Here is a 16,226-nt window from a genome sequence, read left to right as displayed (position 1 = left end):
CCCTAACCTCGCTTCCGGAACGCACGCGTGCGCTTCCCGTCACCACCTGGCCGCGGCGCATATACCACACTGGCCGCTGTTCCAGGTCCACTTCTTGTTCGATCAGGCAGAAATGTCCATCGGAAGTATCCGTTTATCGGGCCGAGGACGTTACATCGGACGCCCGGTACCACCCGGCACGTCCGGTGCCGTGGGACACCGTGTACCCGCACCCGCGCGCCGACTCCTGACCACCGACCCAATCTACCGTTGTACCGTCGCCACACCAACCGCGTTACGCAGGCGCAGGCCGGGGCCCCGGGCGGTGCACGCCGGGTGTTCGGGCCGGTCGTGGCACGTCCCCTCGCCCAGTACTGATCCGGGCCTATCCGGTGAGGTGGGCCCGGTCACGCGCCGGGTCGTAAAGGTGTGATTGCGCACAGGTCGTACCCGGGTCGAGAGCGCGGCCGACCAAGATCACGGCCGCCTGCCGCAGCCTCGCCGCCTCGACCTGATCGGCGATATCGGCCAGTGTGCCGCGCAGCACGATCTGGTCCGGTTGGCTGGCCCGGTAGACCACCGCGGCCGGACAGCCGGCCCCGTAGTACTCGGCGAGCTCCGCCGCCAGCTCCCGGATGCGGGTGATCGCCAGATGCAAGGCCAGCGTGGCGCGGGTCCGGGCGAAACCGGCCAGCGTCTCGGAATCCGGCATCGCCGTCGAACGCGCCTGCATCCGGGTCAGCACCACCGACTGCGCGATCTCTGGCACTGTCAACTCCGTGCCCAGCGTCGCGGCCGCGGCGGCATACGCGGGGACTCCCGGGGTGATATCCCACGGCACGCCCGCCGCGTCGAGCCGGCGCGTCTGCTCGGTGAGGGCGGAATAGAGGGAGGTGTCACCGGAACACAGCCGGGCCACATCCCGGCCGGCCGCCGTCGCCCGCACCAGATGCGCGGTGATCTCGTCGAGGTCCAGGCGCTGGGTATCGATCAATTCTGTGCCCGGTGCACAGTGGGCGATCACCTCGGGGTCCAGATAGGTCCCCGGATACAGGCAGACCGGGCACCGCCGCAGCAGTTCCACCGCACGCACGGTCAGCAGGTCGGCGGCGCCGGGCCCGGCCCCGATGAAGTGCACGGTCATGGGATGAGCATAGGTCCAGGGTCACGTCCACCGAGTCCCCTCCCACGCCTCACCGCCGGGCTGTTCCAGGCGCCACCGCGTTCCGACCCCCGTCGCAGCGCCCGTCCACGGCCACGCGAGCCGGCCGCGGGGCGGCGCCGCCCGCGCTGCGCCGGCCTGCAGGCCCCGCCGGCCGATGTCCTTTGCCGGAAGCGACGGCCGCCGCCCACCGGGCGATGGCACCGCAGCGACAACCGCCTTGCCGAAGCCGAAAACCACGACCGCGACCACACCTCGAGTCGGCGTCGGCGGGCCAGGGGTTCACTGCCGCCCCCTCGGGGAGCCGGACCGGGTCACAGCCGGCATGCCGCCGGTACGGGCGGGCGCCCCCGGGCTCAGCCGACGGCGTCGAAGAAGGCGATGACCTTGACCGGCCGCACCCGCACGAGCAGTTCACCGGGTACACCGTTGCGGCGGCCGAACTCGTCGGCGCGAGCCGAACCCATATAGCGGCCGCCGATCGCCGTCGCCGTGCGCAGCAGTTCGGCCGGATCCTCGGACAGGGTGGCCGTGCCCTGGATCTGCACCGCCGCATACGGCGGCTCCTCGAGATCCACCACCAGCGCGATCCGCGGATCACGCTGCAATGCCTTGCCCTTCGCGGTGTCCTTACCGGTGTTGAATACGATTTCGTCCCCGTCGAGCAGGAACCAGACGGGAGTGACCACCGGACGCCCGTCACTCGCCGTGAACGCCACCTTGGCGGTACGGGTTCCGTAGCCGAGGAATTCGCGCACCTTGGGATCGGAAAGCGAGGCCATGCGCACCAGCCTAAAGCGCGACGTTCGCGGCCCGGGCATGTCTCACGGCGCGTCGGCCGCCACGGCGATGTCACACCCGGGCGGCCCGCGTCGTCGAACTGGTACCCGCCGGAAAACACCGGCCACTGAGAAAATGGTGCGAGATGGATATCGCTTACTACGTCGTCGGAACACTGACCGCCCTGTGGGTCGGGTTCTCGGGCTACTCACTGTTCTCGAAACAGCAGTTCGTGGTCGAGCCGCTCGAAAAATATGGTGTACCGCGGTCGTGGTGGAACTGGCTTGCCCTGGCCAAAACCGCCGGCGCACTCGGATTGGTGGCAGGTTTCGCGCTCCCCGCGCTCGGCGTCGCCGCCGCCGTCGGCCTGATCCTCTACTTCCTCGGCGCCACCGCGACAGCACTGCGCGCACGCTCGTACCAGACCTCGGTGTTCCCGCTGCTGTACCTGGCTCCGGTCGCCGCGACGCTGATCCTGCAAGTCACCCGGTAACCGGGCACGAATACCGGCCCGGGGCCGGTGGGCGAGACCTGGCCAGGGGTTCGCACCGGTCGTCATGCAGCGGTAGCCGGGCACAACGTAACGGCGCAACCGACCTGGCCCCCCGGGTGTGCAGAACGCCGAACCGCTGCGGACCATCACCGTCCCGCGGAGCATCGGGCGTGACAGCCGCCGGAACAGTTCGCGATGGACGACAGCCCGGGAGCGCAGACCGGCGGTGGTCGCCGGCGACCGTTCTCACTGACCGGGCCGCGTAGCCACCAACCCCGCCGAATCGCCGGTGCGGCGGCCGGCTACGGGTGATACTCCGAATGGCCCTGCGGGCCGGGGCCACAGCGCGTGAGGAGTGGGCGATGAGCGTCGTGGACGGAACAGAACGGGCCGACGGGAACTCGCCACCGGATCGGGGCGGGTTGCGGCGAGTGGTCGCCGCGTCCATGGCCGGAACCGTGGTCGAGTGGTACGAGTTCTTCCTCTACGGCACGGCGGCGACGCTGGTGTTCAGCAAGGTCTTCTTCCCGGAGTCCGACAGCGAACTCGACGCGATCCTGAAAGCCTTCCTTACTTATGCGGTCGGTTTCGCCGCCCGGCCGCTCGGCGGCATCGTCTTCGGGCATTTCGGCGACAAGTACGGCCGCAAGCGGCTCCTGCAGTTCAGCCTCATCCTGGTGGGCACGGCGACCTTCCTGATGGGCTGCCTGCCCACCTACGACCAGATCGGCTACGCCGCGCCCCTGCTGCTGGTGCTGCTGCGCTTCCTGCAAGGTTTCGCCGTCGGCGGTGAATGGGGCGGCGCGGTATTGCTGGTGGCCGAGCACAGCCCCGACCGCAGCCGCGGATTCTGGGCCAGCTGGCCGCAATCCGGGGTGCCCGGCGGCAATCTGCTCGCCACGATCGTCCTGCTGATACTCACCGCCACCCTGTCCGACGACGATTTCTTGTCCTGGGGCTGGCGGATCGCGTTCTGGCTGTCGGCCGTGGTGGTACTGATCGGCTACTACATCCGTACCAAGGTGACCGACGCGCCGATCTTCACCGCGGCCCGCAAGCAAGCCGAACAGGTACGGTCTTCGTCCTTCAGCGCGATCGAGGTTCTGAAGCGGTATCCGCGCGGCGTGTTCACCGCGATGGGCCTGCGTTTCGGCGAGAACATCATGTACTACCTGGTCGTCACCTTCACCATCACGTACCTGAAGGTCCGCCACGATATGGAAACCGACGACATCCTGTGGTGGCTGCTGGCCGCCCATGCCGTCCACTTCGCGGTCATCCCGCTCGTCGGCGCCCTCGCCGACCGGTTGGGCCGGCGGCCGGTCTACCTGGCGGGCACTATCGCCGCGGGCGCCTGGGGTTTCTTCGCCTTCCCGATGATGGACACCGGAAACGGCTGGGTGATCACCGCCGCCATCATGCTCGGCCTGATCGCGCACGCTTTCATGTACGCCCCGCAGCCCGCGATCATGGCCGAAATGTTCCCGACCCGGATGCGCTATTCCGGGGTCTCCCTGGGCTACCAGGTCACTTCGATCTTCGCAGGCTCACTGGCCCCCGTGATCGCGGTCAAACTTCTGGACGTCTACGACTCCCCCGTCCCGATCGCCGTCTACCTGGCCGCGGCCGCCGCCGTCACCGCGGTCGCGGTGCTGGTCGCCCGGGAAACCAAAGGCTTCGACCTCGCCGATGTCGACCGGGCGGACGCGGCGCGCGATACGACGACCACCGTCCGGCTCTGAGCTACGGTGTTCCGATTTTCGTCGGTATCTTCGATCGCCGTCTGTCGTGATCCTGACCTAAGGAGCACGACAGCGGCGAACCGATTTTGGAGCCGGAGACATCACATAGCAGTGCTGTGATCACACGGCAGGTAACTGCCACATGAACGGCCTGGCCCGTGTGGTGTCGAGCGACTCCGCCGCGCCCCGAAACACCGGTAGCATCCTTCTATGTAGATCGCATCTACATAGAGTTCCTCTACCCGGGAGGGCACGTGACTGGTTTCGTCGGAAGACGCCGCGAACTCGAGATGCTCGGCAGTCGACTGCGCCGCGTCACCGAATCCAGGTCGGGGATCGCAGTGGCGATCCGCGGGCGGAGGCAGGTAGGCAAGTCGAGGCTTGTTCAGGAGTTCTGCGACCGGTCCGAGGTGCCGTACCTCTACTTCACCGCAACCAAAGGTGCCGCACCTGCGGAAACCCTCGCGGGGTTGTTACGCGAACTCCGCGAGTCCTCGCTGGCCACCGATCCCGAACTGGTGCCCGACCAGATCGGTTCGTGGGCAGACGGGTTCCGGGCCATAGCGGGAGCTCTCCCGGACAGCCCCTCGGTAGTGGTGATCGACGAGGTGCCCTGGCTGGCCGAGCAGGACCAGAGTTTCGACGGAGTCCTGCAAAGCGCCTGGGACAGGATCCTGTCGCGGCGTCCAGTGCTGTTACTTCTCTTGGGCAGTGACCTGCACATGATGGAACGACTCACTGCCTACGATCGGCCTTTCTACGGCAGAGCGGACAACTTCGTGCTCGGTCCCCTCGACCCGGCGGAGATCGCGGACGCCACCGGACTCGGCGCGGCGGACGCACTCGATGCACACCTGATCACCGGCGGTCTGCCCGGGATTCTGCGGAGTTGGCCGCACGGCCGGAGCCCACTCGAGTTCCTCGAGGAGGAATGCGCAGATCCGGCGGCGCCGCTGTTCAGCGTGCCGGAGTCGGCGTTGCTGGCCGAGTTCCCGGCGCCGGACCAGACACGACGCGTGCTGGAATCGGTCGGCGGCGGCGACCGAACCCACGCCAATATCGCGGCAGCCGCTGGTGGCAGCGCCGGGCCGATTGCCTCCGGTAGCCTGTCGCCGATCCTGCGGCGACTCACCGTCGACAAACGAGTACTCGCTATCGACGAGCCGCTGTCGATCCGGCCCGGTAAGCCCGCTTTGTACCGCGTTGCCGACAGCAATCTCCGGCTGTACCTTGCGGTACTGCGGGCCGCGCAGGATCTTGCTCGTCGGGGACGGTCCGCGGGGGCGTTCCGGCTGATCGAGCGGCGTTGGACCACCTGGCGTGGGCGGGCTGTCGAACCGCTCATCCGCGAATCGCTGGAACTTGCCGCGCTCAGCGGCCGCTTGCCGTGGCAGTCCGTCGAAACCGTCGGCGGCTGGTGGAATCGGCGCTTCGATCCCGAGGTAGACCTGGTAGGTGCCGATCGCAGCCCGGTGGCGAATCGGATCGAATTCGTCGGCTCGGTGAAATGGCTCGGTACGCCCTTCGATCGGCGTGATCTCGTGACGTTGCGGAAGTCGGCCGGCGAGGTGCCCGGGTACGAGCCGGGCGAATCCGGTTTGGTCGTGGTGAGCCGGTCAGGTATCGCCGCGGATGCACGCGATGCCGGAGCAGACTTGGTTTGGGGTCCGGACGAGGTTCTTTCCGTCTGGAGGTAGTCCTGAACGCACGGCGATGCCTATCGTGGCGAATTCACGATCCCACCCGGAGACCGTGAGCCTGCACGAGACGCTCGATTTCCTCGTTGCTTTCGCACCGCGGCTGACGAAGGAAGACCGCTCGCCGTGCGACAGTCACTGGCGCGCCCCCGAGGCGTACACCGCCGCGGCCTCGTACCGGGGACAGCGGTGGGCGGCATGGACTACCCGTCTGCCACAGCTGGACCGCGGCGGCCATGGCGAGATTGTGCGGAGCCCGGACGGGTAGGGCCGGAAGGTCCTGGCACTAGAGCGTCCATTCACCGCGCGGACCTCAAAGCGTCAGGCTGATGATCAATGGTGCAGCCAGGGCTATGGGGTAACTCGGGGACGACGAAGGAGTCGGCAATCAGGGGACCGTCTTCGCGTCGCTCAATCCGACAGGTGGACCGGTCAACGCGGCGAGGGCCATCGAGCGTAGTACCGAGCGGGTGCGGCCGCGAGCCGGGACGGCGCTGTGCGGCGTCGAATTGAGCAGACCGAACACTGCGTGGGCTTGGACGCGGGCGGTTGTCTCGTCGAGCCTCGGCGTCAGTTCGCAGAGCACGAGTACCCAGATCTCCACGTAGCGGCGCTGGGTGCGCCGGACCTCGCGACGGGCCGGGAGCGGCATATTGTCGAGGTCGCGGTCCTGGATGCGGATGAGTTCGGGTTCGCCGAGGGCGAAGTCGAGGTGGAAGTCCACCAGGCCCGCCAGCGCCTCGGACGGCCCGGCCGCTTCGGCGACGACCGCGGTGCCACCATCGAGGAGGCGGCGGCTGATGCCGACCAGGAGTTCGACCAGCAGGGCTTCCTTGTTGGGGAAGTGCCGGTAGACCGCGGGACCGCTGATCCCGACCGCCGCGCCGAGATCGTCGAGGCGCATGCCGAGGTAGCCGCGTTCGGCGATCAGCCGGGCGCCGGCGGCCAGCAGTTGGTCGCGGCGTTGCTGTTTGCGCAGCTCGCGGCTGGTCGGGGTGGCAGAATCGGGGCTGGTCACCCGCACTCCTTCGATCCGCTATAGACAACTCGGTTAGTCAAGATTAACCTGAATTCCAGTTATCAGCGATTAACTCAGATGGGCAGGATCAGGCGATGACCCGCACCGCGAGCCCCGCGTCCGCCGCCCGGGCGGCAACCGATAACCGGGCCGCCAACCAGGCCCTGGTCGACGAGTTGCGCCGCCGCCTCGCCGATACCGCCCGGGGCGGTGCGGAGAAGGCCCGGCAGCGGCATATCGACCGCGGCAAACTGCTGCCGCGCGACCGGGTGGATCAACTGCTCGACCCGGGCAGCCCGTTCCTGGAACTCTCGCCGCTGGCGGCCAACGGGATGTACGGCGACGACTCGCCGGGCGCGGGGATCATCACCGGTATCGGGCGGGTGATGGGGCGCGAATGCGTGATCGTCGCCAACGACGCCACGGTCAAGGGCGGTACCTACTACCCGATCACGGTGAAGAAACATCTGCGCGCGCAGGAAGTGGCGCTGCACAACAACCTGCCGTGCCTGTACCTGGTCGATTCCGGGGGCGCCTACCTGCCCGAACAGGACGAGGTGTTCCCCGACCGCGAGCATTTCGGCCGGATCTTCTACAACCAGGCCACCATGAGCGCGCAGGGTATCGCGCAGATCGCCGCGGTGCTGGGGTCGTGCACCGCGGGCGGGGCCTATGTACCGGCCATGAGCGACGAGGCGGTGATCGTGCGGGATCAGGGCACGATCTTCCTCGGCGGCCCGCCGCTGGTGAAGGCCGCGACCGGTGAGGTGGTAACGGCCGAGGAGCTCGGCGGCGGTGCCCTGCATTCGCGCACCTCCGGGGTCACCGACCATCTGGCCGAGGACGATCGGGACGCCTTGCGGATCGTGCGCCGCATCGTCGGCACGCTCGGGCCACGCCCCGAACCTGCCTGGGAGGTCCGGGAGGCTCGCGGACCCGCGGTACCCGCCGACGACCTCTACGATGTGGTCCCGGTGGATCTGCGCACCCCTTACGACGTGCGCGAGGTCATCCATCGTCTCGTCGACGCCGGCCCCGACGGCGAGATCGGGTTCCATGAGTTCAAAGCCGAGTACGGCACCACTCTGGTTACCGGTTTCGCGCATATCCACGGGCATCCGGTGGGGATAATCGCCAACAACGGTGTCCTGTTCGGTGAATCCGCCATGAAGGGCGCGCATTTCATCGAGCTGTGCGATAAGCGCAAGACCCCGCTGCTGTTCCTGCAGAACATCACCGGGTTCATGGTCGGTCGCGATTACGAAGCCTCCGGTATCGCCAAACACGGCGCCAAAATGGTCACGGCGGTGGCGTGCGCGCGGGTGCCGAAACTGACCGTGGTGATCGGCGGCTCGTACGGCGCCGGGAACTATTCGATGTGTGGCCGGGCCTATTCGCCGCGGTTCCTGTGGATGTGGCCGAACGCCCGGATCTCGGTGATGGGCGGTGAGCAGGCGGCGTCGGTGCTGGCCACCGTGCGCGGCGATCAACTCGACGGCAACGGCCGGCCCTGGAGCGAAGCCGATCAGGAGGCGTTCAAGGAACCGATCCGGCGTCAGTACGAGGCGCAGGGCAACCCTTATTATTCGACCGCCCGGCTCTGGGACGACGGGGTCATCGACCCGGCCGATACCCGGACCGTGCTCGGACTGGCCCTCTCGGTGTGCGCGCAGGCGCCGCTGGAACCGGTCTCCTACGGCGTTTTCCGGATGTGATCACCATGCTGGACAACAACCATCCGCTGCCGTTCGACACCGTCTTGGTGGCCAATCGCGGTGAGATCGCCGTCCGGGTGATCCGCACGCTGCGCGCCATGGGCCTGCGGTCGGTGGCTGTCTACAGCGACGCCGACGCGCACGCGGCACATGTTCGGGCGGCGGATATCGCGGTCCGGCTGGGACCGGCCGCGGCCCGCGACAGCTATCTGAACATCGACCGCGTGGTGGACGCCGCCCGTCGCACCGGCGCCCAGGCCGTCCACCCCGGTTATGGATTCCTTTCGGAGAACGCCGCTTTCGCGGCCGCGCTGGACGCTGCCGGAATCGTCTTCCTGGGTCCGCCGGCGAAGGCGATCGAGATCATGGGCGACAAGATCACCGCGAAGACCACGGTGTCCGCATCGGGTGTGCCGGTGGTCCCGGGCATTGCCGAACCGGGCCTGACCGATGCCGAACTCATCGCGGCCGCCACCGATATCGGCTATCCGGTTCTGGTCAAACCCTCCGCGGGCGGCGGCGGGAAGGGGATGCGGCGGGTCGACGACGCCGCCGACCTGCCGGCCGCTCTGGTCAGCGCCCGCCGGGAGGCCGCTTCGGCGTTCGGTGACGACACCCTGTTCCTCGAGCGGTTCGTCACCCGCCCGCGGCATATCGAGGTGCAGATCTTGGCCGATACGCACGGCACCGTGCTGCATCTGGGTGAACGGGAATGCAGTTTGCAGCGCCGGCATCAGAAGGTGATCGAGGAAGCGCCTTCACCGCTGCTGGACGCCGAGACCCGCGCCCGGATCGGTGCCGCCGCGTGCGCGACCGCGCGCAGTGTGGACTACGTGGGTGCGGGCACGGTGGAATTCATCGTCTCCGCCGACCGGCCGGACGAGTTCTTCTTCATGGAGATGAACACCCGCCTGCAGGTGGAACATCCGGTCACCGAACTGGTTACCGGGTTCGATCTGGTGGAATGCCAGGTCCGGATCGCGGCCGGACAGCGGATCCGGCCGGCACAGGACGATATCCGGCTGCACGGTCACGCGGTCGAGGCACGGGTGTACGCGGAGGATCCGGGGCGCGGTTTCCTGCCGACAGGTGGCACCGTCCTCGATCTGCGTGAACCGGCCGGTCCAGGGGTGCGGGTGGATTCCGGGCTCGCGGTGGGCACAGTCGTGGGCAGCGATTACGACCCGATGCTTTCGAAGGTCATCGCCCACGGTCCCGACCGCGCCGCCGCGCTGGCCGCGCTGGACCGGGCACTCGCCGAGACCGCGGTGCTCGGCGTGCGCACCAACACCGATTTCCTGCGTTTCCTGCTGGCCGACCCCGATGTAACAGCGGGTCGCCTGGATACCGCACTGCTGGACCGGCGCGCCGGTGATTTCACGCCGGACCCGGTGCCCGACGATGTTTTCGCGGCAGCCGCCGTGTATCGGTGGCTGCGGCAGTGGCCGCAGGGCCCGGCCGACCCGTGGTCCTTCCCGACCGGATGGCGGGTCGGCGCGGCCGCACCGATCCGAGTCCGGCTGGCCGGTGGTGATCGCACGGTGCACGTCCACCTCACCGGCTCCCCCGATTCCGCCGACCTGCGCGTCGAGGACGCCGAACCGGTATCGGTGACAGCGGAACTGGGCCGGACATCGGCGGAGCAGGATTCCGGCGATTCCGTCCACACGGTCACCCTCGCCTTCGACGGTCTGCGGCGCAGTTACCGGATCGCGGAGTCGGGCGGCACCCTCTGGGTGGCCGGGCCGGGCGGAGTCGCGGCGGTGCGGGAACTGGCCGAGGAATCGGTCCGGGCCGACGCTGCCGCGGTGCACGATGCCGAGATCCGCAGCCCGATGCCCGGAACCGTGCTCGCGGTCGCCGCGGAAACCGGCGCGACAGTGGCGGCGGGCGATCCGATCCTGGTGGTCGAGGCGATGAAAATGGAGCATTCGCTCACCGCGCCGCTCGCCGGCACGGTGGAAGTTCTGGTGTCGACGGGCGCCTCGGTGCAGTTGGACGAAGTACTCGCCCGGGTTCACGCCGAGACCGGTGCACCCGAAGACACGGGGCCGGTTTCGGCGCCTGGTGCCACCGGATCCGCGGCGTCACCGGAGCGCGGTACGGATGCTGTCCGCTCTTCCGGGTCGCTACCCAGCTCGGATGCCGGGTCCACAGCATCGGCGGCCAGGCCGGAAGCTACCGGATCCGCCGGTTCGGTGACCGGGAGCGACGGCGCAGATCCCCGGCTCACCATGGAAACAGCCGAGCCCGGTCCCGATGCGGCCGGTTCCGAGTCCGCCACCGAGGACACCGACACCGCGCCCACGGGATCGACCGAACCCGCAACCACCGAAACAACGGGGAGCGGTCATTCGATGGGCCCCACCACTGCAGAGCAAACGCCGCAATGACACCGGCGGTTCGGCACCACTGACGAGAACGAAATGAGGCGAAGGTGAGCGATTTCCTGTCCACCGGCACCCTGCCCGACCCCTACCGCGACCTCGCGCTGACCGTACGGGATTTCGCGAATCAGGTGGTCGCGCCTGTGGCGGCGAAACACGATGCCGAGCACAGTTTCCCGTACGAGGTCGTCGCGGGTATGGCGAAGATGGGGCTGTTCGGGTTGCCGTTCCCCGAGGAATACGGCGGGATGGGCGGCGACTATTTCGCGCTGTGCCTGGCACTGGAGGAACTCGGCAAGGTCGATCAGAGTGTCGCGATCACCCTGGAAGCCGGGGTTTCGCTCGGGGCCATGCCGATCTACCGGTTCGGTGACGACAAACAGAAGCAAGAGTGGCTGCCCCGGCTCGCCAGTGGCGAGAACCTGGGCGCGTTCGGGCTCACCGAACCCGGCGCGGGCAGCGACGCCGGGGGTACCCGTACCACCGCCGTTGAGGACGGTGACAGCTGGGTCATCAACGGCAACAAGCAGTTCATCACCAATTCCGGCACCGATATCACCGCCCTGGTGACCGTGACCGCGGTGACCGGGCAGACCGGCGGCAAGAAGGAGATCTCCACCATCCTGGTGCCCGCCGATACCCCCGGTTTCACGGCCGAACCCGCCTACAACAAGGTCGGCTGGAACGCCTCGGACACCCATCCCCTCACTTTCGCCGATGTCCGGGTGCCCAAGGAGAACCTGCTCGGCGAACGCGGCCGCGGCTACGCCAACTTCCTGCGCATTCTGGACGAAGGCAGGATCGCCATCGCCGCGCTCTCGGTCGGTGCGGCCCAGGGGTGTGTGGACGAATGTGTGCGCTACGCCGGCGAACGCGAGGCGTTCGGCCGGACAATCGGCAGCAATCAGGCCATCGCATTCAAGATCGCCCGGATGGAGGCGCGCGCGCATACCGCGCGTACCGCCTACTACGACGCCGCGGCACTCATGCTGGCCGGGAAACCGTTCAAGAAGCAGGCGTCCATCGCCAAACTGGTGGCCAGTGAGGCCGCCATGGACAACGCCCGGGACGCCACCCAGATCTTCGGCGGCTACGGGTTCATGAACGAATACCCGGTGGCCCGCCACTACCGCGACAGCAAGATCCTGGAGATCGGCGAGGGCACCACGGAAGTACAACTCATGCTGATCGGACGGGAGCTCGGGCTGTGAGCGGGGAGAACAAGATCACCAAGCAGGTCGAGCACGACATCACCGGCCTGCGCCGGGTCGTCCAGTCCGGTCTGTGGTTCGAAGAATTGGAAACAGGTGTGCTCTACGAGCACCGGCCCGGCCGCACCATGACCGAAACCGACAATGTGCTGTTCAGCACCCTCACCATGAACAACCAGGGCCTGCACATCGACAAGGCCTACAGCGACGCCCAGGAACCGTTCCACGAGCGGCTGGTTAACTCGCTGTTCACGCTCGGCACGATGGTCGGGCTGGCGGTCGCGCATCTCACCCAGGGCACCACGGTCGCCAACCTCGGTTTCGAGGATGTGAAATTCCCGGCACCGCTGTTCCACGGCGACACCATCTATGTCGAAACCGTTGTCCTGAACAAACGCGAATCCAAGAGCCGGCCCGGTCAGGGCGTGGTCACGTTCCGGCATGTGGCGCGCAATCAGCACGGCACCATCGTCGGTATCGCGACCCGGCACGCCATGATCCGGATGCGGCCGGTGGAGCAGGGATGAGAGACCGGCCGGTGACCGTGCCACCCACCGCAGACACCGGATGGCGGCCCGCCGGGCCCGCCTGGCTGTTCTGCCCGGCCGACCGCCCGGAGCGTTACCGCAAGGCCGCCGACGCCGCCGACGTGGTGATCCTCGACCTCGAGGACGGTGTCGCAGCGGCCGATAAACCGGCGGCCCGCAGGGCTCTCACCCAGACCCCGCTCGACCCCGCCACCACCGTCGTCCGGGTCAACCCGGCCGGCACCGCCGAGCACGACCTGGACCTACAGGCCCTGCGCGGCACCGAATACCGGCTGATCATGCTGCCGAAAGCCGAATCCGCCGAACAGATCGGCGGTCTCACCGGCTACCAAGTCTTCGCGCTCGTCGAATCCCCCGCGGGCGCGCTGGCCATCGAATCCATCGCCGCCGCACCCGGCACGCTGGGCGTGATGTGCGGTGTCGAGGATCTCGTCGCCGCCATGGGCGGCACCGGCACCCGCCGCCCCGACGGCGGCTACCGGGATGTGGCGCTGCACCTGCGCAGCACCGGCCTGCTCGCCGCCAAGGCACACCGGCGGCTCGCCTTGGACATGGTGTACCTGAACATCCCCGACCTCGACGGTTTACGCGCCGAAGCCGAGGACGCGGTGGCCGTGGGGTTCGATATCAAGGTCGCCATCCACCCGTCCCAGATCCCGGTGATCCGCGCGGCCTACGCGCCCTCCGAAGCGGAGGTGGAATGGGCGCGGGGTGTCCTCGCCGCCGCCCCGAATCACCGCGGCGTCTTCACCTATGAGGGCCGCATGGTGGATGCCCCGCTACTCCGCCACGCCGAACAGATCCTCCAGCGAATCGGCGACCGGGCCACCGGCTGATATGCAGATGATCCGGCCTCTCCGCACCGCGGACCACCCCGTGCTCGAGTTTCATCGCCGCCCGGCAGCGGCCCGCCCGGACGCGCACAGTACACACCGGTTGCCCGAGCTGTCGACGCCGGCTCCCGAAGCTCACCCCTACAACCGGTTGCGCGACCTGCACCTGCGCGATGATGAGCACTGATCGAAAATAGGAGGTTTCTGTGGTGGAACCACAGTGGGTCCCCAGCGCACACGATATCGCCGATGCCCGGGTTACCGATTTCGCCCGTTTCGTCGAAACGCGGACCGGCGCCGAGCTACCGGACTATCACGCCCTGTGGCGGTGGTCGGTGGACAATCTCGCCGATTTCTGGGCAGCGCTGTGGGATTACTTCGATCTGGGCCCCGTCGCGGGCGAGGTTTTGCCCCGGCCCGATATGCCGGGGGCGCAATGGTTTCCCGGGACCGGCCTGAACTACGTGGACCGGGTGGTTGCCCAGGCTCGCACCGACCGCCCGGCGATACTGCAGGTCACCGAGGAGACCGGCGAGGTCGCCGAAACCTCCTGGGCCGAACTGCTGGCTGCGGTGGCCGCTTTCGCCCATTCGCTACGCGAACTGGGGGTCCGGCCCGGCGACCGGGTGATCGGTTATCTGCCGAATATCACCGAAACCGTAATCGCCTTCCTGGGCACCGCGGCGGTCGGCGCCGTGTGGAGCGCCTGCGGTCAGGACTATTCGGCCAAGGCCGCCCTGGACCGGCTGGGCCAGCTGGAACCCACGATCCTGGTCACCGCCGACGGCTACCGCTACGGCGGCAAGGCGCACGACAAGAGCGCCGATATCGCCGCGCTGCGCGCCGGACTGGATACCTTGCGTGCCACCGTCGTGGTGTCCCGGCTGGGTATCGAGATCCCCGACAGCACACCGTGGTCGGTGGCCGCCGATCCGGCCGGGCCTACGCCGGCGCTGCCCGAGACCGAGCCGGTCGAATTCGCGCATCCGCTGTGGATCGTCTTCTCCTCCGGCACCACCGGGCTTCCCAAGGGAATCGTGCACGGTCACGGCGGCGTGGTCCTGGAACACCTCAAAGCCGTTGCACTGCAATCCGATATCGGAACCGACGACACCTTCCTCTGGTACACCAGCCCGAGCTGGATGATGTGGAACTTCCAGATCGCCGGCCTGCTCACCGGCGCCACCATCGTCTGCTACGACGGCAGTCCCGCCCATCCGCAGCCGGACACGCTGTGGGAGATCGCGGCCCGCACCGGCACCACCGTGCTGGGCACCAGCCCCGGCTACGTCCTGGGCTGTATGAAGGCGGGCTCGACACCGGCCGCCGATCACGACCTGTCCGCACTGCGACTCATCGGAATCACCGGTTCCTCGCTGCCGCCCGCCTCCTCGTTGTGGTTGCACGAGAACGCGGGTGGGGTCCCGGTGGCCTCCATCAGCGGCGGCACCGATGTGGTGTCGGCATTCGCGGGTGGGGTGCGTACCGTCCCGGTGTGGCCGGGCGAGCTGTCGGCGCCGTACCTGGGGGTCGCCCTCGACGCCTACGACGAGTCCGGTCAGCCGGTCCGCGACGAGGTGGGCGAACTGGTGGTCACGGCCCCCATGCCGTCCATGCCCATCCGCTTCTGGCGCGACCCCGAGGGCGCCCGCTACCACGACGCCTACTTCGACACCTATCCCGGCGTCTGGCGGCACGGCGACTGGATCACCCTGACCGGACACGGCAGCGTGGTGGTGCACGGCCGCTCCGATTCCACTCTCAACCGGCACGGTATCCGGATGGGCAGCGCCGATATCTACCAGGCGGTGGAGCGATTGCCCGAGATCAGCGAAGCCCTGGTCATCGGCGCGGAGCAGGCCGACGGCGGCTACTGGATGCCGCTGTTCGTCGTACTCGCCCCGGGGGCCGAACTCACCGACGACCTGCGTGACCGGATCAAAGAGGTGATCCGCACCGAGGTCTCCCCGCGCCACGTCCCCGACGAGATCCTGGCCGCACCCGCCGTCCCGCACACCCGCACCGGCAAGAAACTCGAGGTGCCGATCAAACGCCTGTTCCAAGGCGCCGACCCGGCCCGGGTGGTGGAACGCAGCGCCGTCGACGATCCGGCCCTACTCGACTGGTACAGCGGTATCCGCCCACCCGGCAGCCGCTGACCGCGCCCGATCCCGCAGGGTCCGGCCTCTGTGACGCGGCGGTCACACGCCCGTACCGTCCCGCGCAGGCACGCATGCACACCGGGCGGCAAGACTGCCACGTCGGCGCCGGCCAGAACACACACCATCCACGCACATCACCCGAACCGGGCCCGTGGGCCGACGATCACCGACCACCCGGCCCCCGGCGGTCGCGCGCATGACGTATCGATCGGCCGAGCGGCGGAACTGGTGGTGGCCGCAGGCCCACCCCAGCGCGACCCCATACACAACTGCACTCGTCGGCAACCCGCCACCACCACCGGCACGGCATTCGTACCTGCTGCCCGCACACGTCGTACACATGCGCCCCGGGCGACGGAATCGGATACAGCCGAACGCCCACCACGAGCGCGGCCACGCGTAGATATACGCGGCGGGGGTGCCCGACTCGCCGATCGTGGAGCTGCCCAGCGCGGCGATGCCGGTGCGGCGGGTAGGTCCCGGTAACCGCAAAATCCAC

General features: G+C 68.2%; 12 protein-coding genes and 1 pseudogene. 10 read left to right on the top strand and 3 right to left on the bottom strand.

Features of this window, described 5'->3' with window-relative positions; all coding sequences use genetic code 11:
• Positions 1–364: 364 nt before the first annotated feature.
• Positions 365–1,123 carry a precorrin-4 C(11)-methyltransferase gene (gene cobM / locus IU448_RS27705; RefSeq protein ID WP_195058627.1) on the bottom strand — a complete coding sequence of 253 codons (759 nt, stop codon included), beginning with the start codon at positions 1,121–1,123 and terminating at the stop codon, positions 365–367.
• A 374-nt stretch (positions 1,124–1,497) separates the two neighbouring features.
• Complete coding sequence (locus IU448_RS27700; protein WP_195058626.1) at positions 1,498–1,923, bottom strand: PPOX class F420-dependent oxidoreductase; 426 nt, start codon at positions 1,921–1,923, stop codon at positions 1,498–1,500.
• A gap of 143 nt (positions 1,924–2,066) precedes the next feature.
• On the opposite strand from IU448_RS27700, the gene IU448_RS27695 reads away from it, so the two are divergent.
• The 3 genes from IU448_RS27695 (at position 2,067) to IU448_RS27685 (ending at position 5,853) form a co-directional block, all read left to right on the top strand.
• Positions 2,067–2,414, top strand: coding sequence for a DoxX family protein (locus tag IU448_RS27695; protein WP_195058625.1), 348 nt, complete (start codon positions 2,067–2,069; stop codon positions 2,412–2,414).
• 362 nt (positions 2,415–2,776) lie between these two features.
• Entirely contained in the window at positions 2,777–4,156 is a 1,380-nt protein-coding gene (locus IU448_RS27690; RefSeq protein ID WP_195058624.1) for an MFS transporter, read from the top strand.
• Between the two features lie 254 nt (positions 4,157–4,410).
• Entirely contained in the window at positions 4,411–5,853 is a 1,443-nt protein-coding gene (locus tag IU448_RS27685; RefSeq protein ID WP_280456494.1) for an AAA family ATPase, read from the top strand.
• 388 nt (positions 5,854–6,241) lie between these two features.
• Here IU448_RS27685 and IU448_RS27680 read toward each other — a convergent pair whose 3' ends face one another.
• Complete coding sequence (locus IU448_RS27680; protein ID WP_195058623.1) at positions 6,242–6,871, bottom strand: TetR/AcrR family transcriptional regulator; 630 nt, start codon at positions 6,869–6,871, stop codon at positions 6,242–6,244.
• 95 nt (positions 6,872–6,966) lie between these two features.
• On the opposite strand from IU448_RS27680, the gene IU448_RS27675 reads away from it, so the two are divergent.
• From IU448_RS27675 to IU448_RS27645, 7 genes and pseudogenes are all read left to right on the top strand, one after another.
• Complete coding sequence (locus IU448_RS27675) at positions 6,967–8,586, top strand: carboxyl transferase domain-containing protein (RefSeq protein ID WP_195058622.1); 1,620 nt, start codon at positions 6,967–6,969, stop codon at positions 8,584–8,586.
• Positions 8,587–8,591: 5 nt separating this feature from the next.
• Positions 8,592–10,655: pseudogene (locus tag IU448_RS27670) on the top strand (biotin carboxylase N-terminal domain-containing protein); the annotation flags it as partial.
• Positions 10,656–11,023: 368 nt separating this feature from the next.
• Positions 11,024–12,184: an acyl-CoA dehydrogenase family protein gene (locus IU448_RS27665; protein WP_195058621.1), complete on the top strand. Its 1,161-nt coding sequence runs from the start codon at positions 11,024–11,026 to the stop codon at positions 12,182–12,184.
• Positions 12,181–12,711: a MaoC family dehydratase gene (locus tag IU448_RS27660; protein ID WP_324188736.1), complete on the top strand. Its 531-nt coding sequence runs from the start codon at positions 12,181–12,183 to the stop codon at positions 12,709–12,711. Before IU448_RS27665 ends, IU448_RS27660 begins: the two co-directional genes overlap by 4 nt.
• Positions 12,708–13,568, top strand: a complete 861-nt coding sequence (locus IU448_RS27655) for an HpcH/HpaI aldolase/citrate lyase family protein (RefSeq protein WP_195058620.1) — start codon at positions 12,708–12,710, stop codon at positions 13,566–13,568. Before IU448_RS27660 ends, IU448_RS27655 begins: the two co-directional genes overlap by 4 nt.
• A 7-nt stretch (positions 13,569–13,575) precedes the next feature.
• Positions 13,576–13,752 (top strand): hypothetical protein, encoded by a 177-nt coding sequence (locus IU448_RS27650; RefSeq protein WP_195058619.1) that lies wholly within the window; start codon positions 13,576–13,578, stop codon positions 13,750–13,752.
• A gap of 22 nt (positions 13,753–13,774) precedes the next feature.
• Positions 13,775–15,724 (top strand): acetoacetate--CoA ligase, encoded by a 1,950-nt coding sequence (locus IU448_RS27645; RefSeq protein ID WP_195058673.1) that lies wholly within the window; start codon positions 13,775–13,777, stop codon positions 15,722–15,724.
• Positions 15,725–16,226: the final 502 nt, after the last annotated feature.

This window comes from Nocardia flavorosea (assembly GCF_015477805.1).
In the GTDB taxonomy this organism is placed as follows: domain Bacteria; phylum Actinomycetota; class Actinomycetes; order Mycobacteriales; family Mycobacteriaceae; genus Nocardia; species Nocardia flavorosea_A.
This window is presented reverse-complemented; position numbering and strand designations above follow the sequence as displayed.

Bases quoted from the DNA above. Each gene is read 5' to 3' on its own strand.
- IU448_RS27650 (WP_195058619.1), top strand. From the start codon at position 13,576: ATGATCCGGCCTCTCCGCACCGCGGACCACCCCGTGCTCGAGTTTCAT.
- IU448_RS27700 (WP_195058626.1), bottom strand. From the start codon at position 1,923: ATGGCCTCGCTTTCCGATCCCAAGGTGCGCGAATTCCTCGGCTACGGA.
- IU448_RS27695 (WP_195058625.1), top strand. From the start codon at position 2,067: ATGGATATCGCTTACTACGTCGTCGGAACACTGACCGCCCTGTGGGTC.
- IU448_RS27675 (WP_195058622.1), top strand. From the start codon at position 6,967: ATGACCCGCACCGCGAGCCCCGCGTCCGCCGCCCGGGCGGCAACCGAT.
- IU448_RS27655 (WP_195058620.1), top strand. From the start codon at position 12,708: ATGAGAGACCGGCCGGTGACCGTGCCACCCACCGCAGACACCGGATGG.
- cobM (WP_195058627.1), bottom strand. From the start codon at position 1,123: ATGACCGTGCACTTCATCGGGGCCGGGCCCGGCGCCGCCGACCTGCTG.
- IU448_RS27690 (WP_195058624.1), top strand. From the start codon at position 2,777: ATGAGCGTCGTGGACGGAACAGAACGGGCCGACGGGAACTCGCCACCG.